The organism is uncultured Aquimarina sp., assembly GCF_947492405.1.
In the GTDB taxonomy this organism is placed as follows: domain Bacteria; phylum Bacteroidota; class Bacteroidia; order Flavobacteriales; family Flavobacteriaceae; genus Aquimarina.
This window is the reverse complement of record NZ_CANLMP010000009.1, coordinates 35,019-58,200: the sequence shown is the minus strand read 5'-3', so window position 1 is coordinate 58,200 and position 23,182 is coordinate 35,019. Positions and strand designations below refer to the sequence as shown.

26 protein-coding genes are annotated in these 23,182 nt (G+C 32.2%); 20 read left to right on the top strand and 6 right to left on the bottom strand.

The features are described from left to right. Window position 1 precedes the first annotated feature (1 nt). The 4 genes from Q0829_RS24980 to Q0829_RS24965 all read left to right on the top strand — a co-directional run bounded on the left by Q0829_RS24980 (window position 2) and on the right by Q0829_RS24965 (window position 3,921). The gene (locus Q0829_RS24980; protein WP_298548171.1) at window positions 2–958 is read left to right on the top strand and encodes a nuclear transport factor 2 family protein; all 957 of its coding nucleotides are present in this window, start codon (window positions 2–4) and stop codon (window positions 956–958) included. 56 nt (window positions 959–1,014) lie between these two features. Then, window positions 1,015–1,440 carry a VOC family protein gene (locus Q0829_RS24975; RefSeq protein WP_298548168.1) on the top strand — a complete coding sequence of 142 codons (426 nt, stop codon included), beginning with the start codon at window positions 1,015–1,017 and terminating at the stop codon, window positions 1,438–1,440. Window positions 1,441–1,583: 143 nt separating this feature from the next. Continuing rightward, window positions 1,584–2,525, top strand: coding sequence for a sterol desaturase family protein (locus Q0829_RS24970; protein WP_298548166.1), 942 nt, complete (start codon window positions 1,584–1,586; stop codon window positions 2,523–2,525). Between the two features lie 31 nt (window positions 2,526–2,556). Next, window positions 2,557–3,921 carry an aldehyde dehydrogenase family protein gene (locus Q0829_RS24965; RefSeq protein WP_298548163.1) on the top strand — a complete coding sequence of 455 codons (1,365 nt, stop codon included), beginning with the start codon at window positions 2,557–2,559 and terminating at the stop codon, window positions 3,919–3,921. Here Q0829_RS24965 and Q0829_RS24960 read toward each other — a convergent pair. Both Q0829_RS24960 and Q0829_RS24955 read right to left on the bottom strand, forming a co-directional pair. Continuing rightward, window positions 3,911–5,284, bottom strand: coding sequence for an NAD(P)/FAD-dependent oxidoreductase (locus Q0829_RS24960; protein WP_298548160.1), 1,374 nt, complete (start codon window positions 5,282–5,284; stop codon window positions 3,911–3,913). The genes Q0829_RS24965 and Q0829_RS24960 overlap by 11 nt on opposite strands. Before the next feature lie 153 nt (window positions 5,285–5,437). Then, window positions 5,438–6,238 (bottom strand): class I SAM-dependent methyltransferase, encoded by an 801-nt coding sequence (locus Q0829_RS24955; protein WP_298548158.1) that lies wholly within the window; start codon window positions 6,236–6,238, stop codon window positions 5,438–5,440. 189 nt (window positions 6,239–6,427) lie between these two features. Between Q0829_RS24955 and Q0829_RS24950 the strand changes: the two genes are divergently transcribed. The 14 genes from Q0829_RS24950 (at window position 6,428) to Q0829_RS24885 (ending at window position 17,915) form a co-directional block, all read left to right on the top strand. Next, complete coding sequence (locus Q0829_RS24950; protein ID WP_298548156.1) at window positions 6,428–7,816, top strand: ATP-binding protein; 1,389 nt, start codon at window positions 6,428–6,430, stop codon at window positions 7,814–7,816. An 8-nt stretch (window positions 7,817–7,824) separates the two neighbouring features. Continuing rightward, window positions 7,825–8,661: an aldo/keto reductase gene (locus Q0829_RS24945; protein WP_298548155.1), complete on the top strand. Its 837-nt coding sequence runs from the start codon at window positions 7,825–7,827 to the stop codon at window positions 8,659–8,661. Between the two features lie 21 nt (window positions 8,662–8,682). Continuing rightward, complete coding sequence (locus Q0829_RS24940; protein ID WP_298548152.1) at window positions 8,683–10,347, top strand: response regulator; 1,665 nt, start codon at window positions 8,683–8,685, stop codon at window positions 10,345–10,347. A 1-nt stretch (window position 10,348) separates the two neighbouring features. Beyond that, on the top strand, window positions 10,349–10,630 hold the full coding sequence (locus Q0829_RS24935; protein WP_298548150.1) for a UBP-type zinc finger domain-containing protein: 282 nt from the start codon (window positions 10,349–10,351) through the stop codon (window positions 10,628–10,630). Between the two features lie 401 nt (window positions 10,631–11,031). Next, entirely contained in the window at window positions 11,032–11,505 is a 474-nt protein-coding gene (locus tag Q0829_RS24930; protein WP_298548147.1) for a hypothetical protein, read from the top strand. 28 nt (window positions 11,506–11,533) lie between these two features. Next, entirely contained in the window at window positions 11,534–11,905 is a 372-nt protein-coding gene (locus tag Q0829_RS24925) for a DoxX family membrane protein (protein ID WP_298548145.1), read from the top strand. A 463-nt stretch (window positions 11,906–12,368) separates the two neighbouring features. Continuing rightward, window positions 12,369–12,917 carry a carboxymuconolactone decarboxylase family protein gene (locus Q0829_RS24920; protein ID WP_298548142.1) on the top strand — a complete coding sequence of 183 codons (549 nt, stop codon included), beginning with the start codon at window positions 12,369–12,371 and terminating at the stop codon, window positions 12,915–12,917. Window positions 12,918–13,031: 114 nt separating this feature from the next. Next, window positions 13,032–13,400: a cupredoxin domain-containing protein gene (locus Q0829_RS24915; RefSeq protein ID WP_298548141.1), complete on the top strand. Its 369-nt coding sequence runs from the start codon at window positions 13,032–13,034 to the stop codon at window positions 13,398–13,400. 744 nt (window positions 13,401–14,144) lie between these two features. After that, the gene (locus Q0829_RS24910; protein WP_298548138.1) at window positions 14,145–14,693 is read left to right on the top strand and encodes a carboxymuconolactone decarboxylase family protein; all 549 of its coding nucleotides are present in this window, start codon (window positions 14,145–14,147) and stop codon (window positions 14,691–14,693) included. 119 nt (window positions 14,694–14,812) lie between these two features. After that, window positions 14,813–15,181, top strand: coding sequence for a cupredoxin domain-containing protein (locus Q0829_RS24905; RefSeq protein ID WP_298548137.1), 369 nt, complete (start codon window positions 14,813–14,815; stop codon window positions 15,179–15,181). A 65-nt stretch (window positions 15,182–15,246) separates the two neighbouring features. Further along, entirely contained in the window at window positions 15,247–15,825 is a 579-nt protein-coding gene (locus Q0829_RS24900; RefSeq protein ID WP_298548135.1) for a Crp/Fnr family transcriptional regulator, read from the top strand. A gap of 101 nt (window positions 15,826–15,926) precedes the next feature. Next, window positions 15,927–16,619 carry a type 1 glutamine amidotransferase domain-containing protein gene (locus Q0829_RS24895; RefSeq protein ID WP_298548132.1) on the top strand — a complete coding sequence of 231 codons (693 nt, stop codon included), beginning with the start codon at window positions 15,927–15,929 and terminating at the stop codon, window positions 16,617–16,619. Window positions 16,620–16,646: 27 nt separating this feature from the next. Continuing rightward, complete coding sequence (locus tag Q0829_RS24890; RefSeq protein ID WP_298548130.1) at window positions 16,647–17,105, top strand: ester cyclase; 459 nt, start codon at window positions 16,647–16,649, stop codon at window positions 17,103–17,105. Between the two features lie 96 nt (window positions 17,106–17,201). Continuing rightward, the gene (locus Q0829_RS24885; protein ID WP_298548128.1) at window positions 17,202–17,915 is read left to right on the top strand and encodes a hypothetical protein; all 714 of its coding nucleotides are present in this window, start codon (window positions 17,202–17,204) and stop codon (window positions 17,913–17,915) included. Window positions 17,916–17,924: 9 nt separating this feature from the next. Here the strand turns inward: Q0829_RS24885 and Q0829_RS24880 are convergent, their stop codons facing one another. Next, window positions 17,925–19,097 (bottom strand): MFS transporter, encoded by a 1,173-nt coding sequence (locus Q0829_RS24880; RefSeq protein ID WP_298548126.1) that lies wholly within the window; start codon window positions 19,095–19,097, stop codon window positions 17,925–17,927. Window positions 19,098–19,235: 138 nt separating this feature from the next. On the opposite strand from Q0829_RS24880, the gene Q0829_RS24875 reads away from it, so the two are divergent. Next, window positions 19,236–20,084 carry an AraC family transcriptional regulator gene (locus Q0829_RS24875; RefSeq protein WP_298548123.1) on the top strand — a complete coding sequence of 283 codons (849 nt, stop codon included), beginning with the start codon at window positions 19,236–19,238 and terminating at the stop codon, window positions 20,082–20,084. A gap of 9 nt (window positions 20,085–20,093) precedes the next feature. Here Q0829_RS24875 and kynU read toward each other — a convergent pair whose 3' ends face one another. Further along, a complete protein-coding gene (kynU, locus tag Q0829_RS24870; protein ID WP_298548120.1) occupies window positions 20,094–21,374 on the bottom strand; it encodes a kynureninase in 1,281 nt (426 codons plus the stop codon). 206 nt (window positions 21,375–21,580) lie between these two features. Between kynU and Q0829_RS24865 the strand changes: the two genes are divergently transcribed. Beyond that, window positions 21,581–21,745, top strand: coding sequence for a hypothetical protein (locus Q0829_RS24865; protein WP_298548117.1), 165 nt, complete (start codon window positions 21,581–21,583; stop codon window positions 21,743–21,745). A 55-nt stretch (window positions 21,746–21,800) separates the two neighbouring features. Here Q0829_RS24865 and Q0829_RS24860 read toward each other — a convergent pair whose 3' ends face one another. Next, window positions 21,801–22,613, bottom strand: coding sequence for a tetratricopeptide repeat protein (locus tag Q0829_RS24860; protein ID WP_298548115.1), 813 nt, complete (start codon window positions 22,611–22,613; stop codon window positions 21,801–21,803). Next, entirely contained in the window at window positions 22,613–23,173 is a 561-nt protein-coding gene (locus Q0829_RS24855; protein WP_298548112.1) for a sigma-70 family RNA polymerase sigma factor, read from the bottom strand. The genes Q0829_RS24860 and Q0829_RS24855 overlap by 1 nt, the downstream gene beginning before the upstream one ends. Window positions 23,174–23,182: the final 9 nt, after the last annotated feature.

Below are 23,182 nucleotides of genomic sequence, written 5' to 3'. Positions count from 1 at the left end.
TATGAGATTAATAGTAATAAGTCTACTTATTCTTGTTCCTATTCTACTAACTGCTCAGAGTGAGTATGAACCTTCCGATGCATATCCATTTGGGAGACCAAACCCAGAAGCTCCAAAAGAAATAAAAGATTTTGATCCCTTAATCGGAATTTGTGATTGTAATTCTCAAACCAGAAACCCTGATCAAACCTGGGCTAAACCAAATAAAATGACTTGGGAGTTTAAATATATTATGAACGGCATGGGAGTTCAGGATCAAACATTAAAAGAAGATGGTAAGCATTCTGGTAGTATAAGGCAATTCATTGCAGATAGCAGTAGGTGGTTTGTTCACTATTACTCAAACACCTCTCCTACTCCAGTGTTATCAGCTTGGGAAGGAAATAAAAAAGAAGATAAAATCATTCTGTATCGTGAACAGAACGCTCCGAATGGCATGAATGGTTTTTACAAAATAAATTTCTATGACATCAATAAGGATGGCTTTAAATGGTTAGGAGAATGGGTAAATACAAAGGAAACAATTTCGTTCCCTACCTGGAAAATAACGTGCATAAAACGCAAAGACACTCAAAAACTATCTGATGAAGAACAAATAAAAACTGTAGCAAAATCTTTTTCTACGGCATATCTAAAACAGGATTATGAAGCAATTGCTCAAATCTATACTAAAGATGCTAAAATATTTCCTCATAACACCTCGATTATTTCGGGATACGACGCTATTAAAAAACGTTGGGCAAGTTCATCTGGCTACACCCCTATTGAACATCAGATTCTACCCGAAGAAATAACAGTACTAGGTGATACGGCTCATGACTATGGTTATTACCAAGGTAAGAACAAAAATGATGATGGAACAGAAACCAATTACAAAGGAAAGTACGTAGTCGTTTGGAAAAAGGCTAACGGTATATGGAAAATGTATTTAGATATCTGGAATCCAGTAAAAGAATAATTTTATACCTCTTAACCTTTTAAACCTTAAGTTTACATATAAAGATTAATCAACATATGAGAACATTATCCCCTTTCCATCTGGCAATCCCGGTTGACAATTTAGCTCTTGCCAGAAATTTTTATAATAACACACTAGAACTAGATGAAGGTCGGAGCAGCGATCATTGGGTAGACTTCAATTTTTTCGGGCATCAATTAGTAATTCATTACAAACAAAAAACAGATTCAGACACTAAGCATCACAATAGCGTTGACGGTAAGGAAGTACCTGTACCTCATTTCGGTATTATTCTAGAATGGGAAATATGGCAAAATTTTGCTAATATGCTTTCTGAAAAAAACGTAAAATTCGTAATTGAACCTTATATAAGGTTTAAAGGAGAAATAGGAGAACAAGCAACAATGTTTTTTTATGATCCTTGTGGAAATGCACTTGAATTTAAATCTTTCAAAGACTCTTCTCAAATATTTGCAAAATAACGCCACTAGTTTTGAAAAATTGGAACCAATTAAGTAAACAATAGTTAAAAACACGTATTTTTTTATTTAAAAAGATAGAATGTTAAAGTTATACTACAAATTCTTATTATATTCTGCCCCAATTAGAATACAATAGAAAGAAAATGGATTTTATACAGCCCCTAAAGTATGGTGTACCTTTATTTCTGGTACTTATTGTTGTAGAATTAGCTTACAGTAAAAATCACGACGATCATAAAGATTTATATAATTGGAAAGATTTATCTGCAAGTTTCACTATGGGTCTTGGATCCGCATTTTTAGGCCCTTTCCTTAAGACAGTTTTTTCGGTAGTTCTATTCACTTTTATGTACAATCTTTTTAATCCAGAGGTTGATGGTGTCAGAACTAACATTATGGGTTGGGAATCCTTTAGTTATGCTTGGTATGTTTGGTTATTATGCCAATTAGCTGATGATTTCACATATTATTGGTTCCATAGACAAAACCATATGGTTCGTGCATTGTGGGCAGCACATATAGTACATCACTCCTCTGATAACTTTAATCTCGGAACAGCTGTTCGTAATGGATGGTTCACGTTGTTATACAAACCTTTATTTTATATGTGGATGCCAATCATAGGGTTTCCTCCAGAAATGGTTATTGTTTGTCTTGGTATAGAAGCATTATGGCAATTTCAATTACATTCTGTATTTATACCGAAAATGGGATTTATAGAAAAGATTTTCAATACACATACAATGCATCAGGTACATCACGCCAAGAATGTAGAGTATATGGATAAAAATCATGGGGGATTCTTAAATATTTTTGATAAAATATTTGGAACCTGGAAAGAATTAGACGATGATATTGAAGTACAATATGGTGTGACACACGCACCAAACTCTTATAACCCTTGGGTTATACTTACACACGAATATAAAGACATCTGGAATGACACCAAAAAATCCAAAAACTGGTATCATAAGTTTATGTATATTTTTGGTCCTCCAGGATGGAGTCATGATGGCAGTACACTCACTGTAAAACAAATGCAGAAACAACTCGAATTGGAGAAACGTATGAGCATTGAATCGTAATTTATTTCTATAGCAACTCTATATTCTCGTTATGAATTATCAAGAAATCGTTACTACTCAAAAGACTTTTTTTAACACTAATACTACTAAAGATATATCTTTTAGAGTTAAAGAATTAAAGCGTTTAAAAAGTGTTTTACAAAAAAACGAGGAGCTATTATACGAAGCTATTTATCGTGATTTCAAAAAATCAAAATACGAAACCTACACTACAGAACTAGCTATTATTTACCATGAGATAGACCTTGCACTCGTAAATATTAAGAAATGGTCTAAGAGGAAAAGGGTTTCTACAGGATTAGCTAACCTTCCTGGAAGAAGTTATATTATACCAGAACCATTTGGAACGGTATTAGTAATGGGCGCATGGAATTATCCGTATCAACTATCGATAGTTCCTGCAATAGCTGCAATAGCTGCGGGTTGTACGGTTATTCTTAAACCTAGCGAGATTCCATCTAATTCTTCTGCTATAATGGCTAAAATTATAGGTGAAAATTTTGATCTTAAGTTTTTTAAAGTAATCGAAGGAGGCGTAAAAGAAACTACGGAATTACTAAAAATTAAATTTGATAAAATATTTTTTACAGGAAGTATTCAAGTAGGTAAAATCATCTATCAGGCCGCTGCCAAACATCTTACTCCGGTTACCTTAGAATTAGGAGGCAAGAGCCCTGCAATTATTACAAAAGATGTTAATATTGATATGACTGCCAAACGTTTAGTTTGGGCAAAATTTTTAAACACAGGCCAGACCTGTATAGCTCCAGACTATATCATGGTTGAGTCCTCGGTACAGGATGAACTGTTACTAGCTATTAAAAAACACATAGAAAGTGCAGATTATAAAATAGAAAATGAAAATTACACTCAAATTGTAAACCAAAAAAACTTCGAGAGATTACAAAATTTTATTGAAGAAGATAAAATATATTATGGTGGGCACTCTGATGCCGATAACAGAATTATATCTCCTACAGTTATGGGTGGCGTAACATTCTCCGACAAAGTAATGCAAGAAGAGATTTTCGGCCCTATTCTTCCTGTAATATCATTTGAAGATATAGATAAAGCCATTGCCGATATTAAAACATTATCGAAACCCTTATCCTGTTATATTTTTACTAAAAATAAAGCAGTAAAAAATAAAATCCTAAATGAAATATCATTTGGTGGTGGAGCTATAAATGATGCGGTTATGCATTTTATGGAACAAAATCTACCTTTTGGTGGTGTTGGAGATAGCGGTATTGGCAACTACCACGGTAAAGCAGGATTCGAAGCATTCTCTCACTATAAAAGTATTTTACAAAAATCCTTTTTAATAGAGTTAAATCTTAAATACTCACCTTATACAGGCGCTAAGTTAAAATGGTTGAAGAGACTTATTGGGTAATACTTTTAGCCTTTATATTATAGAAGTCTAAGCGGTTTATAATTTCTTGTATAACCTCATCAGTATCCCAGATATCCTCAATATTATCAAGTTTCATAACTTCATCCATAACCTTGGCTTGTTGATCACCAATATCTAGCGCCTCAACATACGGTCTATGGGTAAACGTTACTCTTGTATAAAGTGGAATCCACTTATCAGGAAATTTTTCAGAAAATCTTTTCTCTATTTTCTTCCTTAATAGAAAATCTGGATCTGCGGTTTTACTACTCATTTCTATAAAATTGCGATAAGAAAGTTCCGCTATAGCATCAGCATTTGGTTTTCTGGCTTCTTGATATTTTTCAAAAACCTCCTGCCAGTTATCTCCTTTATATGTTTCTATAATATCGTCTAGCACTGAAATATCCTCAAAACCAGCATTGATTCCTTGCCCATAAAATGGTACAATTGCGTGAGCAGAATCTCCAACCAAAGCTACCTTATCCCAATATGTCCAAGGATAACATTTCATTGTTACTAAAGCACTCGTAGGGTTATTCTTAAAATCTTTAAGTAAAGTAGGCATGAACTCTATGGTATCAGGAAAATATCGCTTCCAGAATTCTATTACTTCGGCATCATTGGTTAAACTTTCAAAAGAATTTTCGCCTTCATGAGGCATAAATAAGGTGCAAGTAAAACTACCATCTAAGTTTGGTAACGCAATCAACATAAACTTCCCTCTTGGCCATATATGCAATGAGTTTTTATCCAATTTATGTGTTCCATCGGCATTAGCAGGTATCCCTAGTTCTTTATACCCTGCATCCAGAAAATCTTGAGAATAATCAAATCTACTTCTTCTCTGCATTTTATGTCTCACTCTCGAGAAAGCTCCATCACAACCAAAAATCATATCGTATTGATATTCTTTCCATTCGCCTTTTTCCGTCTCTCCTGTATATATTTTAGCTTCTGGTAAGCTTACATCCCATACTTTTTCATTAAATCTAAATACAACACCTGATTCTTCTGCTAGTGTAATCATTTTACGATTCAATACGCCTCTCGAAATAGAATAGATAGCCTCTCCTTCTTTACCATAGTACTGATGATATTCAGGCTGATCATTAACGTGCATGGTTCTTTTATCCATTTGGATCGCTAACTTTCTAATTTCTTCTCCAACACCAACTCTATCCAATGCTTTCCAACCTCGAACGGACATTGCAAGATTAATAGAACGACCACTAAATTGAATTTGTCTAATATCCGGCCTTCTGTCAAATACTGTTACTTGGTGATTACGTTTTCTTAGATAAATTGCTAATAGCGAACCAGCTAAACCACTTCCTACAATAGCTATATTTTTTGTTTGCATACTTTTTAAATGATTCCAGTTTGTCAAAGTATGAAAAGGAACTAAGTAATAAGATCCGAGTCTTAATGTCCTTGACAAACCAGCTCTCTATATTATAGAGCTTATGCAAACATTAAAACCTTTAACAAATGTAAAAAAATTATCAAAGAATTGTTACTTAAATGCTTTAATCGCAAACAGTAGTGGAAATAATTTATCAGAACTCTCGAACATACCATTTTTATTCTCTATCAAATTAGGAAGAATATCATAAGGTGACTCATCATATTCTCTAAGATACTCAATGGTTAATCCTGCCTCTGACAATGCAGAAACAACTTCTCCTAAACCATGATTCCAACCATATTCTTTACTGATCATTTTAGAACTCATATCAGCATACGTGCCTTCATATTCTTCATAGATGGCTTCTTTCTGATGATATCCATACTTCATCTTAGGAACTCCTTCTAGATAGTCAAACATCCAAACAATCGGATGAAACTCTACTATATAAAAAACACCTCCTGTTTTCAATCTCTCTGCAATCATCCTACCCCAAGGTTTTAAATCTGGTAACCATCCAATTACACCATAACTAGTAAATACGATATCGAACTGATCTTTTATGTGATTAGAAGTATCTAAAACATTACAGCATACAAAATCAGCATCTAATTTTAACTCTGTATTTAATTGTTTTGCTAGTTCAATCCCTTTTTCAGAAAGATCTACTCCGATACATTTTGCTCCCATCCTACTCCAGCTTAATGTATCCTGTCCAAAATGACATTGTAAATGTAATAGTGATTTACCAGAAACATCTCCTAATGCTTCTAATTCAATTTTGTTTAAAGAAGTTGCGCCTTTTCTAAATAATTCTAAATTATAAAAATCACTAGATGCGTGAACAGCTACTTTCTCATTCCAAGTTGCCTCGTTAGTTTTAAAATATTTTTGAAATTCCTTAGACATCATCCCTATATTAAAAGATTTATAAATATAACTAATCATAATAAACCTTACTTCATTATGTCTTTCTTGATAAACAAATCATAAAAAATTGGCATTTAATTTCATACTGGTTAAATTTTATAAAAACCTTAAGATTTCTATTGTTTATAGGTATTGGATAGACATTTTTAATTACCTAATTTTAAACTAATGAAACTTACCACACAAAACCTTCAACAAATCCCAGAGTTTATTCATGTTCCAGATGATCAATTACAATGGTTAATTGACAAATCTTATATCGAAGTTTTAAAACAAGGAGAGTATCTTTTTCAGAAAGGCGATCCTATTGATAAGCTATTTATTGTACTAGAAGGGAAGATTGAGATCAAAGTCGAACAAAATGGAAACTACAAGCATGTAGCATTAATGGATACAAATGAAATCGGTGGATTACTCCCTTTTTCAAGAGCTAGTTCGGCCATAGGCTTTGGAGAAGTACTGGAAAATAGTGATGTTTTAATCCTCAAAAAATCCTGTTTCAAAGAAATGATCTCTAATCATTATGAGTTAACTGAAGTTTTGGTACATAAAATGACTTCACGAGTCAGAGAGTTCACTAAAGATAATGTACAAGCGGAAAAAATGATGTCCTTAGGAAAATTATCTGCAGGATTGGCGCATGAGCTTAATAATCCTGCTTCTGCTATGGTACGAAGTGCCAAAGCGCTAAAAGAACATCTAGGCAATGTTCCTGAAAAGTTTAAAAGAGTAGTTTCTATTAGAGCTACAGATGAAGAAATAGATGCCATCAATACTATTCTTTTTGAGAAATTGAATAATCGCCCAGAAAATAATATGAAACTCACGGAACGTAATGAAAAAGAAGATGAACTAGAAGAATGGTTAGAAGATCACGGCGTAGACAATAGTTATGAATTGACAGAAACATTATTAGATTTCTGTATGGGTATAGAAGCAATGGAAGAAATTCATAAAGCTACAGGTGACAAAAACTTTCCAGATGCTATCGAATGGATTGAAAATGTATTAACCACAGAAAAAATGGTTGATGAAATTGGCGAAGCTTCTGATAGGATATCCAATCTAGTAGGCTCTATCAAAAGTTATACACATATGGATCGCGCTCCCGAGAAAATCTCTACAGACATCCATATTGGTTTAAAAAGTACCCTTATCATGCTTAATCATAAACTGAAAAAGAAAAACATATCCTTAGAAAAAGATTTTCAGGCAAATCTTCCAGAGGCAAAAATTTTTGTTAGTGAAATTAATCAGGTCTGGACCAATCTAATTGATAATGCAGTTGATGCCATGGATCACTCCGGAATTTTGAAGATAAAGACTTCTAAGGACCGGAATTTCTTAAAAGTAGAAATTATCGATAATGGAGAAGGAATTCCAGAAGAACATCTGAATAGTATTTTTGATCCTTTTTTTACTACCAAAGCTATTGGAGAAGGCACAGGAATGGGACTAGAACTAGTTCAAAGAATTATTAATCAACATGAAGGTGATATTATGGTAAAATCTAAAAAAGGAGAAACAATATTTACCGTTTGTTTACCAATTAATTAACCAGAACAATGAAAACAATAACAGATATAAAAGGAACATTCCAATTACATAACGGAATACATATGCCGTATTTTGGTCTTGGAGTCTATTTATCCGATAATGATCAAGAAGTAGTTGATGCTGTTCAATGGGCTTTAGATGCAGGTTATCGTCATATAGACACAGCAAGTATTTACAAAAACGAAGAAGGTGTTGGAAAAGCTATACGCCAAACTAGTATTCCTAGAGAAGAGATTTTTGTAGTAAGTAAAGTCTGGAATTCGGATCAAGGATATGAATCAACTATTAAGGCTTTTGATAAAAGTCTTGAAAGATTACAACTAGAATATCTAGACCTATATCTCATTCACTGGCCAGTAGAAGGAAAATATATTGAAACCTGGAAAGCATTAGAAAAACTGTATAAGGATGGAAAGATTAAGGCTATAGGCGTTAGTAATTTTATGCAACACCATCTAGAGGATCTGATAGAAAATTCAGAAATAATACCAATGGTCAATCAAATGGAATTTCATCCATATTTAGTTCAACAAAATTTAATTGATTTTTGCAATAAACATAAAATTAAGTACGAAGCTTGGTCTCCGATGATGCAGGGAAAGATTTTTAAGCTATCAATATTAGATGATTTGGCAAAAAAATACAATAAGACTGTCGCTCAAATTGTCTTAAGATGGAATTTACAAAAAGGAGTTATTACTATACCTAAATCTTCCAAAAAAGAAAGAATTATATCTAATGCTGATCTTTTTGATTTTGAATTATCTAATGAAGATGTATCCTACATTGATTCTCTAGATAAGAATCAAAGAACCGGACCAGATCCTGATAATTTTAATTTTTAGTCTGTTTTAAATCAAAAAATAATGAAAAAACCTATCATATTTGCCCTTGATGATGACCCACAAGTATTACGTGCTGTAACTCGAGATTTAAAATCAGAATATCGAAAAAAATATCGAGTCATGAGCACAGAATCTGCTAATGACGCGTTAGAAGCTCTAGAGGATTTAAAAAAGAAAAATGAGGTTGTTGCCCTATTTCTTGTGGATCAAAGAATGCCCGAGATGCTAGGAGTAGAATTTCTCAAAAAAGCCAAACATTTTTTTCCGGATGCAAAAAAAGTACTGCTCACTGCATATTCTGATACTGATGCAGCTATTAGAGCTATTAATGATGTACAGCTTGATTATTATCTTACAAAACCATGGAATCCACCAGAAGAAAAACTATATCCGACACTAAATGATTTATTGGATACTTGGCAAATAAATTTTCAACCAGAGTTTGATGGAATAAAAGTTATTGGTTATCAGTATTCTCCAAAATCTCATGATATCAAAGATTTTCTGTCCGGAAATTTATTTCCTTTTCAATGGTTAGATGCAGAAACCAGTGATAAAGCTAAAGAAATTATTGAATTACATAAACTGACACCAACTGATCTTCCTGTAATTTCATTACAAGATGGCAATTGTTATAAAAATCCCGATATAATAGAGCTAGCTACTGCACTAGGTTTAAACGCCCATCCGCAAGACAATTTATATGATGTAGTGATTATTGGAGCAGGGCCATCTGGATTAGCAGCCGCCGTTTATGGAGGATCAGAAGGGCTAAAAACGTTACTCATTGAGAAACACGCACCTGGAGGACAAGCAGGAACCAGTTCTAGAATAGAAAATTATCTTGGATTTCCAAATGGATTAAGTGGTCAAGAATTGACACATCGCGCGATTACACAAGCCAAACGATTTGGGATAGAATTCCTGTCTCCCCAAGAAGTTACTTCTATTACAGAAAAAGATGGATATAAAAGTATATCACTTGGTAACGGTGAATGTATTAGCGCTAAAAGTGTAGTCATCACTACGGGTGTTAATTACAGAAAACTTGAAGCCGAAGGTGTAGAAAATTATACCGGAGCAGGTATTTATTATGGTTCCTCTATGACTGAAGCACAAGCCTGCGCTAATAAAGAAGTATATATTGTGGGTGGCGGAAACTCTGCAGGCCAATCTGCTGTTTATCTTTCTAAGTTTGCTAAAAATGTATACATCTCGGTCCGTAAAAAAGATCTTACTAGCAGTATGTCTAGCTATCTTATTGATCAAATTGATGCTATTGAAAATATTACATTATTAGGTAACACCAATGTCACTAAAGCTATCGGAGAAAATGAAAGACTTACTTCACTGGAGCTAACAAACAGCGTGACTTCTGAAACTAAAATAGTGGATGCAGATGCCTTATTTATCTTTATAGGTGCAAGACCCTATACCGATTGGATAGCTTTAGACATCATAAAAAACGATCGAGGTTTTATAGAGACTGGTAGGGATCTCAATCGATATGAAAATTTCAAAAAAATCTGGAAAAAAGATCGTGAACCCTTTTTACTAGAAACATGTAGTCCGGGTATCTTCGCTTCTGGCGATGTACGAGCTGGAGCCATGAACCGGGTAGCATCTGCTGTTGGAGAAGGTGCTATGGCCATAAAATTTGTACACGAATATTTAGCAGAAACATAGTATGGGATTTAAAACTAAAACTTGTAATCATCTGGAAAATTTAGATCCTCAAAACATCAAAAAAGATGACAGTTATGAATGTGCCGAATGTATAAAAACAGGAGATAATTGGGTTCACCTTAGAACTTGTCAGCAATGTGGAGTTACCTTATGTTGTGATTCTTCACCTAATAAACATGCTAGTAATCACTATATAAATCATAAACATTCTGTGGTAATCTCGGCAGAACCCAATGAAAAATGGGCATGGTGCTATGAACATAAGACTTTTAAGAAATATTGAAATTCACAACGCTCATAATTTAGATAATTACCTGTAAATTCGAATTTTAAATAGAATAATTAGATTTTCTATAACATATTTTGTAATAGTTAATCCTTAAATTTGTAGGGAAATTATAAGTTACAAAAGTTATATAAGTTTACAGGAGTGATTTCTTTTCTAGTTTATTGCTTTTTTAATTCATCAATAGATGTAAGTTTTATAGACCAATAACGACTTATAATTTATATTAAAATAGTATACTAAGTTTTTGTTTTTCAATTCACTTCTAATAATATAGGGAAGTATTGACAAGGAAGAAGGAAAAAAGGACTTTTTAATCTACATCTTTTGCCCCAATTTTGTAGTATAATAAATTGATTTACTAAATACGAAAGTAATTTCGAGTAAAAGGCATAGATATGAAAACTTTACATAACAACATCACGGCTATTCTAACTATAGTTTTTTTTATCACGATTTTTTCTGGACACTCACAGGAGAAAATGTACAAAACTCAATTAGAAACTGTATATCTTAAAAATACCAAAGAAGTAGTCTATCAAAATACTTTTAGCAACTATAACGAAAGTTTAATTGCTTCGAATCAAATTAATTTTAAAAAAGAAATAAAATTTTCAAAGGGAAAAAACACCTCTTTACTTTTTATTTCTAATAAAAACAATGTAGAGTTAATTACAGCTTCATATCTGAAAACCATACGAAAAGCAGCGAATAGAAGCCGAAACGCAGAAGCATTTCAGACTTTCTTAATAAACAATTTACCACAGTTATCCCATCAATTTGCTATTGATAACAATCTTAAGGAATTGTATTTTATCTCTAGAAAAGATACCTTTAATGGGAAAATAGACGCATTACCCAGCGTTCTATAAAAATATACACAAACTCTAACATATTAAAATGAAGAATGCCTTACCCCTGGTATTGAGGATAATTGTTGCTATTATTCTCATACAAACCCTTAGATTTAAGTTTACTGCTCATCCGGATAGTGTCTATATTTTTTCTAAAGTTGGACTAGAACCTTATGGTAGAATAGTTATTGGAATTGCAGAACTAGTAGCCGGTGTTTTAATACTAATCCCAAAGACTGTTTGGATCGGGGCCACGTTAACTTTAGGTGTGATTGGCGGTGCCATTTTCATGCATATCACGAAATTGGGAGTCGAAATCAATGATGACGGAGGAATACTATTTATTACAGCGATGTTAACTTTTATTCTTAGTGCAATAATATTATGGATTAAAAGGAAAGAAGTAAAATTTTTCTAAATAAAGAAATCCAAAATATAAGATTATTAAAACCTCCAATTAAGGGGGTTTTTTTATACCCAGGAAAAATCGACAAGTCTTCGGGAAAAACCAACATTCCAGAAGCCTCTTCATTCAATCATCTTTGTACTGTTAATTTAAAACAATACAAAAGGATGATAAATAATAAGTCAATATTCAATTTAATAGAAATTTTCAGTCAGGGAAAAAGAAAAATCGTAAACACCTTAAATGCGAAAGCACATTGTGATCAAAGAAGTCATCATGATTTTTATTGTGATGCAGAAACACCTCGTATATAATCCCAAAAACTGCGGAAGGGAAAAATTGACAAGTTGTAGGGAAAAACCAGCATTTTAGAATCAATATTCCTGTTGCATCTTTGCCTTGTCAAGTTAAAAGACAATTAAAATAAACACATAAATCCATCCTGAAAGAAATTAAGGATACTAAAAAAATAATCATGACAACATTTAATGTACCAACAAGAGAAGAAGTAAATACGAAGAATCAAGCAATCTTTGACAATCTTAATAACGCACTAGGTTTTGTACCAAACCTATTTGCAACCTATGCACATAGCGAAACTGCTTTAGAGAACTATCTAAATTTATCAAATGCAAAGACTTCTTTAAAAGCTAAAGAAAAAGAGGTTGTAAATCTAGCAGTTAGCGAAGTAAATAGTTGTAACTATTGTTTATCTGCACACACAGCTATCGGAAAAATGAATGGCTTTACGGATGAGCAAATATTAGAACTAAGAGCAGGATACGCTTCTTTTGACACTAAATTAGATGCGCTAGCAAAACTTGCTAAAAACATAACGGAAAATAGAGGTCGTGCGGATCAAGAAATAATTGACAATTTCTTTGCTGCAGGATATGACAAAGGTAATTTAGTAGATACAATTGTATTAGTAGGAGATAAAACTATTTCTAACTATTTAAATAATGCTACAGAAATTCCTATAGATTTTCCAGTTGCTCAACCACTAGAAACTACAGTAGCATAAGCTATATAACCACCACTAAATAATCTATCAAAGACTCTGAGGAGAAAGAAAAATAAACTCTTTCTTCTCAGAAAAACCAAAAATCATTTAACAACAATTATAAATTTTAAAACCATGAAAAAGTTAATCACATTATTCACATTTATTTTTGCAATTACGTTAAGCTCATCAGCGCAAGAAGTAAAAACAGTTTCTCTAGAACAAACTAAAGGAGAATTTACTCAAAAACAAGTTACCTTATCAGAAGGAAGTTATGTTTTTAATATATCTAACAACAACTCAGGAACTGATGTAGGGTTTGTATTAGTACCGGCAGGAAAAGATGCCTCAGATCCTAAAAATCATATTCAGGCAGCTTATGTAACTAAAGTAGTTGCAGAAGGAAAAACAGAAAGCTCTAAAACAGTAACGTTACAAAAAGGAGAATATAATTACTTCTGTCCTTTAAATAAAACTCCACAATACAAATTGATCGTAGAGTAATTACCCCAAAACAATTAAAAAAGGCTTCCATAATTAGGAAGCTTTTTTTGTTTAATCGGCCCTGTCTTAAAATATCGAAAAACATATTTCAAAATATATTGAACTCACAGAAGAAGAACGAAAGCGACTCTCATCTATTTAATTCATAATAAACTACGAAAAAAGACAGTATCTAATTCAAGTAAGATGTAAAAAGTAAAACTTAATTAAAGCTATAAGTTTCATCAAATAATAATAATAATAATAATTAACTTTTATTTACTGCAACAACAAACCCCTCATCATCCACAAACACAACATGCTCGTAAACATTACTTTATATATAAAAGAAGATTGAAAGGAAAAATCGACAAGTAGTCGGGAAAAACGAACATTTCAGAAAGTTCTGTGTTGCCTCATCTTTGTACTGTTAATTTAAAACAATACAAAAATGATAGTACATAATAAATCAATATTCAATTTAATAGAGATTTTCCGCCAAGGAAAAAAACGAATCGCTAATACTCTAAATATAAAAACACATTGTGATCAAAGTAGCCATCACGATTTTTATTGTGATGCAGAAACACCTCATATATAATCCCAAAAATTGCGGAAGGGAAAAATTGACAAGTTGTTGGGAAAAACTAACATTTTAGAATCATTATTCCTATCGCATCTTTGTATTGTCAAATTAAAAGACAATTAAAACAAAAAATATAAACTAATCCTGAAAATGAATTCAGGATATTAAAAACAATAATTATGGCAACATTTAATGTACCTACAAGAGAAGAAGTAAACACTACAAATCAAGGAATTTTTGATAACCTTAATAGCGCTTTAGGTTTCGTACCAAATTTATATGCAACCTATGCACATAGTGAAACTGCATTAGAAAATTATCTAAATCTATCCAATGCAAAAACCTCATTAAAAGCTAAAGAAAAAGAAGTAGTGAACTTGGCTGTTAGTGAAGTAAACAACTGTATTTACTGTTTATCAGCACATACCGCAATTGGAAAAATGAATGGTTTTACTGATGAACAAATACTAGAATTAAGAGCAGGATATGCTTCGTTTGATCCAAAACTAGATGCTTTAGCAAAATTAGCTAAAAATATTACCGAAAACAGAGGTCGTACAGATCAGAATATCGTGGACAATTTCTTTGCTGCTGGATATGATAAAGGAAACTTAATAGATACTATCGTATTAGTGGGAGACAAAACAATTTCGAACTATATCCACAGTACTACACAAGTTCCTGTAGATTTCCCTGTAGCACAACCACTAGAGACTACAGTTGCGTAAACGAAATAACCTACAATAAATAACTATTTACAGACTCTGAGAGGAAAGAAGTAATAAAGAAATTCTTTCCTCTCAGAAAAACCAAGAATCATTTAACAACAATTATAAATTTTAAAATCATGAAAAAGTTAATCACATTATTCACATTTATTTTTGCAATTACATTAAGTACATCTGCTCAAGAAGTAAAAACAGTTTCTTTAGAGCAAACTAAAGGAGAATTTACTCAGAAACAAGTTACCTTATCAGAAGGAAGTTATGTTTTCAATATCTCTAATAACAACTCCGGAACTGATGTTGGTTTTGTTTTAGTACCAGCAGGAAAAGATGCCTCAGATCCTAAAAATCATATTCAAGCAGCTTATGTAACTAAAGTAGTTGCAGAAGGAAAAACAGAAAGTTCTAAAACAGTAACATTACAAAAAGGAGAATATAACTACTTCTGTCCTTTAAATAAAACTCCGCAATACAAATTGATTGTAGAGTAATTACCTCAAAAACAATCTAAAAAAAAGCTTCCAATATGGAAGCTTTTTTTGTTTAATTTTGTTTTATGTATGCTGCTATCGAAAAACATATTTCAAAATATATAAAACTCACAGAAGAAGAGCAACAACGATTCTCTTCTATTTTAATTCATAAAAAACTACGAAAAAGACAGTATCTCATACAAGAAGGTGATTTTGTTGATTATGAGTATTTCGTAATTAAAGGTTGTCTTAAAGCCTTTGAAGTAGATGACCTTGGAAACGAGCATGTTGTACAATTTGCCATAGAAGATTGGTGGATCAGTGATTTTAAGGCTTTTTTTAAGGGAGAAAAAGCCCGCCTTAATATTGATTGTATAGAAGAATGCGAACTTATTGGTATTAAGAAATCTGATTTAGAACAATTATATCTTGACATCCCAAAATTTGATCGCTTTTTTCGTATTAAATTAACCAATGCTTTTGTTGCTTTACAAGATCGGATCATATCTTCATTAGAAAAAACAAGCTCAGAACGTTATCTAGAATTTCGAAAAACGTATCCTAATATCGAACAACGAATCCCTAATTATCTAATAGCTAATTACCTAGGTATCAAACCAGAAAGTTTAAGCAGATTACGTAAACAACTTACCTCTTCTTAACATAGGTCAATAAAATTTCATAACACACATCAATCATTTTATTATCAGTCACTTACGATATTTGTAATGTAAAAAATTATAAATCGTAAAACAGAAATAAAATGAAAAATCTAAAAGTATTATTAATTACCACATCACATAATCAATTAGGTAATACTGGCGAAAAAACAGGTGTTTGGTTAGAAGAATTAGCCGGGCCATATTTCAAATATCTAGATGCAGGAGCAGAAATAGTGATTGCATCACCTAAAGGAGGTAGTATTCCATTAGATCCTAAGAGTGAACTTCCTGAGTGGCAAACAGATTTCACAAGACGTTTTAACCAGGACAATAAGGCATTAAATGCAATTCATAATTCGTTAAAAGTTTCAGACATAAATCCATCGGAATATGACATTCTTTTTTTCCCAGGAGGACACGGACCCATGTGGGATTTAGGTGACAATCCAGAAATAGCAAAAATAGTGAGCACATTCAATCATCAAGATAAACCTATTGGTCTCGTATGTCATGGTGTAGTTGCTCTAAAGGGAATAAAAACAAAAAACGGAACTCCTATCGTAAAAGGCAGACGACTTACCTCTTTTAGCAATACAGAAGAAGAAGCCGTTGGATTAACAGATGTAGTTCCCTTCTTGCTAGAAACTGAGCTTATAAATGAAGGAGCAATTTATCGTAAAGGCGAAGATTGGTCTGAATACATAATTGAAGACGGAAACTTGATCACTGGTCAAAACCCTCAATCTTCAGTACTTACCGCTCAAAAAACTATAGAACTAATAACCGTAAAATAATTATCAACTTTAAATAACATAGAAATCATGATAACAGAAACACAAATTAAAAATAGAAAAACAGTCGCTACATTATTCTTTAATGCATATAAAAATCACGATCTTGAAACTGCAGTTTCTTACGCAGCTTCTAATGGAACTTTTAGATATGTTCCTCTTGGTGAGAACGGTATTGGAAAAATCAACGCCGATGAAGGCACTACTTGGAAAGGTATCGCTTCAGCTCTAATAGAAGCTTTCCCTGATCTGACAAATGATGTTAAAAGTATAACGATAGATAACCAAGGTAATGCAATAGTACGAGTATTTATTGGTGGAACTCAAGAAAAAGAAATTCTGGGAATACCTAGTAAAGGTAAATATTATAATACCGAACATTTGTTTATTCTTAAAATTAATGATGATAACAAAATAGAGGATATATTGTCTTTCTGGGATAATTGGGACTGGTTTCAGCAAATTGGTTTTAATCCAAATGCAAGCTAAGCTATCTAAAAACAAAAGCTTCTAAACCCTAAAACCTTGTTAATAGAATTTAGCAAGGTTTTTGTTTTCTATATTTTAGCCAAAAATTAACTCAAGATGAAAAATATCATACTGTTATCCATATTTTCTTTATTTATGATTGCTTGTAAACAAGAAGCAAAAAAAGAATATAAATATGAAGATGATACAGAAATAAGAGCTACGGAGACCACTAAGAATAAAATCTTAACCACTGCAGAATCCATTGCAAATGCTAATGGTTTTGAGCATTGGAAAAAAGTAAAAGAAATAAAATTCACTTTTAATGTAGATAAAGATAGTAGTCATTATGAACGTTCTTGGAGTTGGAAACCTCAAAAAAATGAGATTACTTTAACAACTACCGAAGATACGATCTCTTATAACCGAACACAGATTGATAGTACTTCATTAAAAGCAGATCAAGGTTTTATTAATGATAAATATTGGTTATTAGCGCCCTTCAATCTGGTTTGGGATCAAGACAGTTTTACATCAGAACATCAGGTAAAAGCAGTTGCTCCAATTAGTAATAAGGAAATGCAAAAGTTTACTATTGTATATAAAAACGAAGGAGGCTATACTCCTGGAGATGCATATGATTTTTACTTTGAGGGCGATTTTAAAATAAAAGAATGGGTATTCAGAGAAAAAAATAAGGAAGAAGCATCTTTAATAACTTCCTGGGAAGATTATGAAACCTTCAACGGAATCAAAATTGCCAAAACACATAATCGTAATGAAGGTAATTGGAAACTTCATTTTACAAATATTGAGGTTGTTACGGACTAATTTCCAGCTTTAATTCATATCATTTAGATACTTTTTAGAAATAAAGAATGTAACTATTAACGCAATTATTGTTGCTGTTAATAAAGCAGTAAAACTAAGTTTTAAACTATCTATTTTGGATAGCAATCCCAGAAATGGAGGGCTTATTAAAAATCCAAGATACCCAAAACCTGCTACAAAGGATATTCCTTCTGCAGAAGAAACACCATTAGTTTTTCCGGCCAATCTAAACAACTCTGGTATAATCACTGAAAATCCCAGTCCCACTAGTCCAAAACCAATGACAGTAAGTATCAATGTAGAACTTAATACGGCAAAAAAACCAAAAGCACTTATTAAACAACCTCCAATAATTATAATAAAGGATCCAAAATGTTTACTTACTGCATCTCCAAAAAAGCGACCTAACGTCATCATCACAGAAAAAGCGACAAAACCAAATCCAGAAACCTTTTCTGAAGAGATGTTTACAACGTCTTGCATATAGAGTTTACTCCAATGCTCTATTGCACCTTCGCTACCCATTATTAAAAATGCAATGATCGTAAGTCCTAAAAGTGGCTTTATAAGTTTTAGATCAAAAGGCTTTCTTGATTCTTCTTCTTTTTTCCCTTTTATAGTTATATATCCTTTACAAACTATGATGTTTGTTACGATCACAAATATTGTAGCGCATAACATATGTAACAATGGAATCTGAAAATATGCAATCAAAAAACTTCCAACACCAGCTCCAATGACTCCTCCTAAGCTAAAAAATCCGTGAGATGCAGACATAATATGAATATCATCCTCTTGTTCAATGTCCGACACCAGAGCATTCATTGCAATATCTGTCAAACAAGCAGATAATCCAACTGTAAATAAAACTATACATAATACCAAATAACTTGGAGCTATTATTGGCATTAGAAACAACAAAGAAAAAAGAATGACTCCTATAATAGTCACCTTTCCTACACCAAGTTTTTCTATTATCAAAGATGATAGAGGGATCATTATTAATGTACCTAACGCAAAACAAAAAAGTGCAATCCCCAACTGTGCATCATCAATTAATAACTTTGTTCTCACAGTAGGAATATACAACACCCAAGTACCGGTCATAATATTTAATGATGCAAACACCCAAGCAGGTCCAAAGTATCTTAATTTTGTAATAATTAGGTATAAAGAATTCAAAGTATGTTATTTAGTATGTTAACTATAGTTCAAAATTAGTTACAAAAAACACCTTCATATTAAAACAAAATATCCTAACACTAAGTCATTTTATTCATTTGTATAAAATTAATCACAAGAATATGATAATTTTGTTTTATGAAGCCATCATACGAACAAATTTATCTAGAACAATCAAAATCTTTGAAAATAGAAAGTTATAGAAAAGATTCACTCTGCAATGAAGTAAATTGGCATTTACATCCAGAATATGAGATTGTATTTATTAGAAACGGTAATGGAATAATTCAAGTTGAGTCAAATATTGAAAAATACAAAGATGGTTTACTAATTTTTCTCGGACCAAACATGCCTCATATGCCTTTTGGAAATAAAGATTTCGAGGATAACGTAGAAGTTGTCATTCAATTTAATGAGAGTTTTATTAAAGAAAAATTAAACTATTTTCCAGAGTTCTCCACTATCCTGGAATTTATCCGAAAATCACCAAAAGGTTATATATTTTCTAAAGAGACTAAAGAAAATTTGTCTGATTCTTTTTTAAAACTTTCCAACCAAAATAATGTGGAGAAATTATTAAATTTCTTGCATATACTGTATGACCTCTCTGTTTCTAACAATAAAAGACCTATTGTAAAATCTAATCATCTTGAAATTGATAAAACAGCTTTACCAAGAATATCCAAAGTTTTTGATTTTATAAATAAGAACTATGCCAAAAAAATTCAATCTAAAACTATGGCTAAACAATTAGGACTGACTACGAATTCATTTTGCAGAATGTTTAAATCTGCTACAAATAAAAGTTTTATTAATTTTCTCAATGAGTTTAGAATCAAAAAAGCGCAGGAACATTTCGAAAACAAGAATACTTCTATATCCGAGGTTTTATATCAATGTGGATTTAATGATCCATCTTATTTTTGCAAACAATTTAGAAAACACACTGGTGTTTCTCCTTCTAGATACATCAGAGAACTAAACTAAAGCGTTGCTTTATTTTTTTTCTAGAATTCCTTGTTTAAGGATCTGACCAAATTCATACATATCTTCATATGAGCAATAAAAAGGAGCAGGTGCTAGTCTAATTACATTAGGTTCCCTCCAATCAGTAATCACTCCGTTTTTCATCAAATAATCAAATAATTTCCGTCCTTCTCCGTGAAGAAAAACAGAGAGTTGTGTTCCTCGTTCTTGTTGATTTGATGGAGTAATAATCTCAAAAGTGCTGTCTACTTCTCTATCAATCTCTTTTAATACGAATTCTAAATATGCTACAATTAGGTTTCGTTTTTCTATTAGCGCATCCATACCAACCTCATCAAACAATTGTAACGACGCTAAATAAGGAGCTAAAGATAAAATAGGCGCATTACTCAATTGCCAGGCATCTGCATTGGGCATTGGTTCAAATTCAGGTTTCATAAGAAATCTGGATTCTTTTTTAGTTCCCCACCACCCTTCGAATCGTGGAATATCTTTTCTATCATGAAACCTTTCGTGTATGAAACATCCTGAAGCATTACCAGGGCCGCTATTCATATATTTATAACTACACCAAGATGCAAAATCCACATCCCAATCATGAAGTTTTAGCTCAATATTACCAGCTCCGTGAGCAAGATCCCAACCCACAAACGCTCCTATATCATGACCTGCTTTAGTTATCGTTTTCATATCGAAAACCTGGCCTGTATAATAATTAACTCCACCTATTAAAATTAACGCACATTCTTCTCCTACAGATTCGATAGTAGAGAGTATATCCTCTATCCTAAAATTGTGTTCTCCTTTTCGTTTTTTAATTTCTACAATAGCATCATCCGGGTCATACCCATGAAACCGAACCTGGCTTTGTAACATATATTGATCACTAGGAAAAGCTTTTTCTTCGCAGATGATCTTATATCTTTTTCCTTGCGGTCTGTAGAATGAAACCATTAAAAGATGAAGATTTACTGTTAGTGTATTCATCACAGTAATTTCTGAAGGTTTAGCACCGACCACTTTACTTAATGGTTTTGCCATTCGCTCGTGATAATCCCACCAAGACTTATCTGCATAAAAATGACCTTCTACTGCAAGTTCTGCCCAATCTTTCATTACATCATCTACGTACTTCTTTGTGTTTTTGGGTTGAAGTCCTAAAGAATTTCCTGTAAAATATATTACTTGCTCATCATTCACTTTAGGAAAAAGGAATTGATCTCTATATGACTTTATGGGGTCTTGTTGATCTAATTTCTTAGCAAACTCTCTACTGTTTTCGAATTGCATTTTTGAGTTTTGATTCAAAAATACATATTAGAACCGAGATTATATAATCTTTTAAAAACCACCCTAAAAGGATGGGGAAAATTGCTACATAATTCTTATATTCATACCAACCAAGGTTATACGAAACAAGGTATAATTATACAGACATACATCCTGAGTGTCTCTAAATGTTCGGGTATACAATATCATCTTAAACTCACAGTACAATGAAAGAATTAAAAAAACTAGACGGTGTAAAAAAAATTAGTAAAACTGCTCAAAAAGAAGTTGTTGGAGGATGCCCTACTCATGGTGGTGGATCTGGTTGCCCTCACGGTATGTGTGGTCAAATCATTTTTCCTGGACCGGATTTTTTATGTGTTGAATGCTAAGCATTTTCTAATTCAGAAAAAAAACAACAATAAATTGCAGTAGTTAATTTTATAGCTACTGCACTTTTTTTAATAAAGCTTGTGCTTTATCAAAATTATAATTTTGTCTGTCTTTCAGAATAATTTCTAAAACTTTTATTACATCATCTTTCTTACCTTGTTTTAGATATACTAATGCTTTATACCAATATCCTTTGGACTGATCAATCGTATCGGAACTTATTATTTGATCAAAATAGGAAATTGCTTCTGTATACTGATCAAGTTCCAGTGCGGAAACCCCTAAATATATTAACACGGATGGTAAAAGCTTGTTTTTATCTTTTTTGTATTCTTTAAACAACATATAACTCTCATCATATTTCTTTTGTTCGAATAATCGTTGTCCCTCTGCTAATTGACTTTCATCACTCCTACTCGTAAGAGAAGGTAAATCCTGCCATTGACTATATGCCGCATACAGGTCCTGATCAGCATTGTTAGAATTCATAGTATATAATACTACAAATATTGCAATAGAAGCTGCTGCAAGTACTGAGAGAAATAACCTGTTATTTAAAAAAGAAGTGTTATTTTTTTTCTGATAATTCGCTTGAGCTTTAACAATAGTATCTTTTAGTTTTTTAGCTTCTATACTCCTAAAATAGTTTTCTACTTCTTTTACTTCTTCTATTTCAGGAGTAAACGAATCATCAATCCAAGAAGATTCATCTATATGAACAAATAACTCTTGATGTATCTTGAATTCTTTTAATACTTCAGGATTTTTTTCTAATAATTGTTCAAACAGCGCTCTATCCTCTGTAGAAAGTTCATCTCTGAGGTACGCATCGATTTGATCGTGATATTTTTCTTGATTGGCATCCATTATGACATCAAATTTTCAAATCGTTCATCGGATTTTACACTTTTAATTAATTTAGCTTTACACTTAAAAACGCGCTGTCTTGCAACTGTCTCCGAAGAATATGACAATTGAACGACAATATCTGCATAAGATACTTTCTTTAGAAACAGCATTAATACCTGTTTACAATTATCAGATAGTTTTTCTAATTTTTCTTTAAACAATTCCCATCTTTCTTGTTCAAGTAAAGCGTACGCCATATCCGATTCTTCACTTACCAGTTCCTTTACTTCTATATTTGTTACCCGTTTTCTTTTATTTAATTCTCTACGCCATAAATTTTTACAGGCTGTAAACATATAAGCTTCAAAAGTAGAGTTGATAGTTTTTAACTCTCTACATCTAATTCTAGCCGAAATTTGCATTAATACTTTCTGAAAAATATCTTCTGCATCTACACGCTGTCCTTTATTATGCATGACAAATTTTAAGCATTTTGGGAAGAAAGAGGTATAAATATCCATAATGACCTTTTCATCAGATTGCAATATTCCCTCAATAAAATACTCATTATCCTTCATTAATTATAT

Coding starts and splice junctions, on each gene's coding strand:
- Q0829_RS24970 (WP_298548166.1), top strand. CDS start 1,584: ATGGATTTTATACAGCCCCTAAAGTATGGTGTACCTTTATTTCTGGTA.
- Q0829_RS24945 (WP_298548155.1), top strand. CDS start 7,825: ATGAAAACAATAACAGATATAAAAGGAACATTCCAATTACATAACGGA.
- Q0829_RS24955 (WP_298548158.1), bottom strand. CDS start 6,238: ATGTCTAAGGAATTTCAAAAATATTTTAAAACTAACGAGGCAACTTGG.
- Q0829_RS24910 (WP_298548138.1), top strand. CDS start 14,145: ATGGCAACATTTAATGTACCTACAAGAGAAGAAGTAAACACTACAAAT.
- Q0829_RS24960 (WP_298548160.1), bottom strand. CDS start 5,284: ATGCAAACAAAAAATATAGCTATTGTAGGAAGTGGTTTAGCTGGTTCG.
- Q0829_RS24890 (WP_298548130.1), top strand. CDS start 16,647: ATGATAACAGAAACACAAATTAAAAATAGAAAAACAGTCGCTACATTA.
- Q0829_RS24860 (WP_298548115.1), bottom strand. CDS start 22,613: ATGGATGCCAATCAAGAAAAATATCACGATCAAATCGATGCGTACCTC.
- Q0829_RS24900 (WP_298548135.1), top strand. CDS start 15,247: ATGTATGCTGCTATCGAAAAACATATTTCAAAATATATAAAACTCACA.
- Q0829_RS24915 (WP_298548141.1), top strand. CDS start 13,032: ATGAAAAAGTTAATCACATTATTCACATTTATTTTTGCAATTACGTTA.
- Q0829_RS24905 (WP_298548137.1), top strand. CDS start 14,813: ATGAAAAAGTTAATCACATTATTCACATTTATTTTTGCAATTACATTA.
- Q0829_RS24920 (WP_298548142.1), top strand. CDS start 12,369: ATGACAACATTTAATGTACCAACAAGAGAAGAAGTAAATACGAAGAAT.
- Q0829_RS24855 (WP_298548112.1), bottom strand. CDS start 23,173: ATGAAGGATAATGAGTATTTTATTGAGGGAATATTGCAATCTGATGAA.
- Q0829_RS24950 (WP_298548156.1), top strand. CDS start 6,428: ATGAAACTTACCACACAAAACCTTCAACAAATCCCAGAGTTTATTCAT.
- Q0829_RS24980 (WP_298548171.1), top strand. CDS start 2: ATGAGATTAATAGTAATAAGTCTACTTATTCTTGTTCCTATTCTACTA.
- Q0829_RS24865 (WP_298548117.1), top strand. CDS start 21,581: ATGAAAGAATTAAAAAAACTAGACGGTGTAAAAAAAATTAGTAAAACT.
- kynU (WP_298548120.1), bottom strand. CDS start 21,374: ATGCAATTCGAAAACAGTAGAGAGTTTGCTAAGAAATTAGATCAACAA.
- Q0829_RS24930 (WP_298548147.1), top strand. CDS start 11,032: ATGAAAACTTTACATAACAACATCACGGCTATTCTAACTATAGTTTTT.
- Q0829_RS24965 (WP_298548163.1), top strand. CDS start 2,557: ATGAATTATCAAGAAATCGTTACTACTCAAAAGACTTTTTTTAACACT.
- Q0829_RS24940 (WP_298548152.1), top strand. CDS start 8,683: ATGAAAAAACCTATCATATTTGCCCTTGATGATGACCCACAAGTATTA.
- Q0829_RS24885 (WP_298548128.1), top strand. CDS start 17,202: ATGAAAAATATCATACTGTTATCCATATTTTCTTTATTTATGATTGCT.
- Q0829_RS24935 (WP_298548150.1), top strand. CDS start 10,349: ATGGGATTTAAAACTAAAACTTGTAATCATCTGGAAAATTTAGATCCT.
- Q0829_RS24875 (WP_298548123.1), top strand. CDS start 19,236: ATGAAGCCATCATACGAACAAATTTATCTAGAACAATCAAAATCTTTG.
- Q0829_RS24925 (WP_298548145.1), top strand. CDS start 11,534: ATGAAGAATGCCTTACCCCTGGTATTGAGGATAATTGTTGCTATTATT.
- Q0829_RS24975 (WP_298548168.1), top strand. CDS start 1,015: ATGAGAACATTATCCCCTTTCCATCTGGCAATCCCGGTTGACAATTTA.
- Q0829_RS24895 (WP_298548132.1), top strand. CDS start 15,927: ATGAAAAATCTAAAAGTATTATTAATTACCACATCACATAATCAATTA.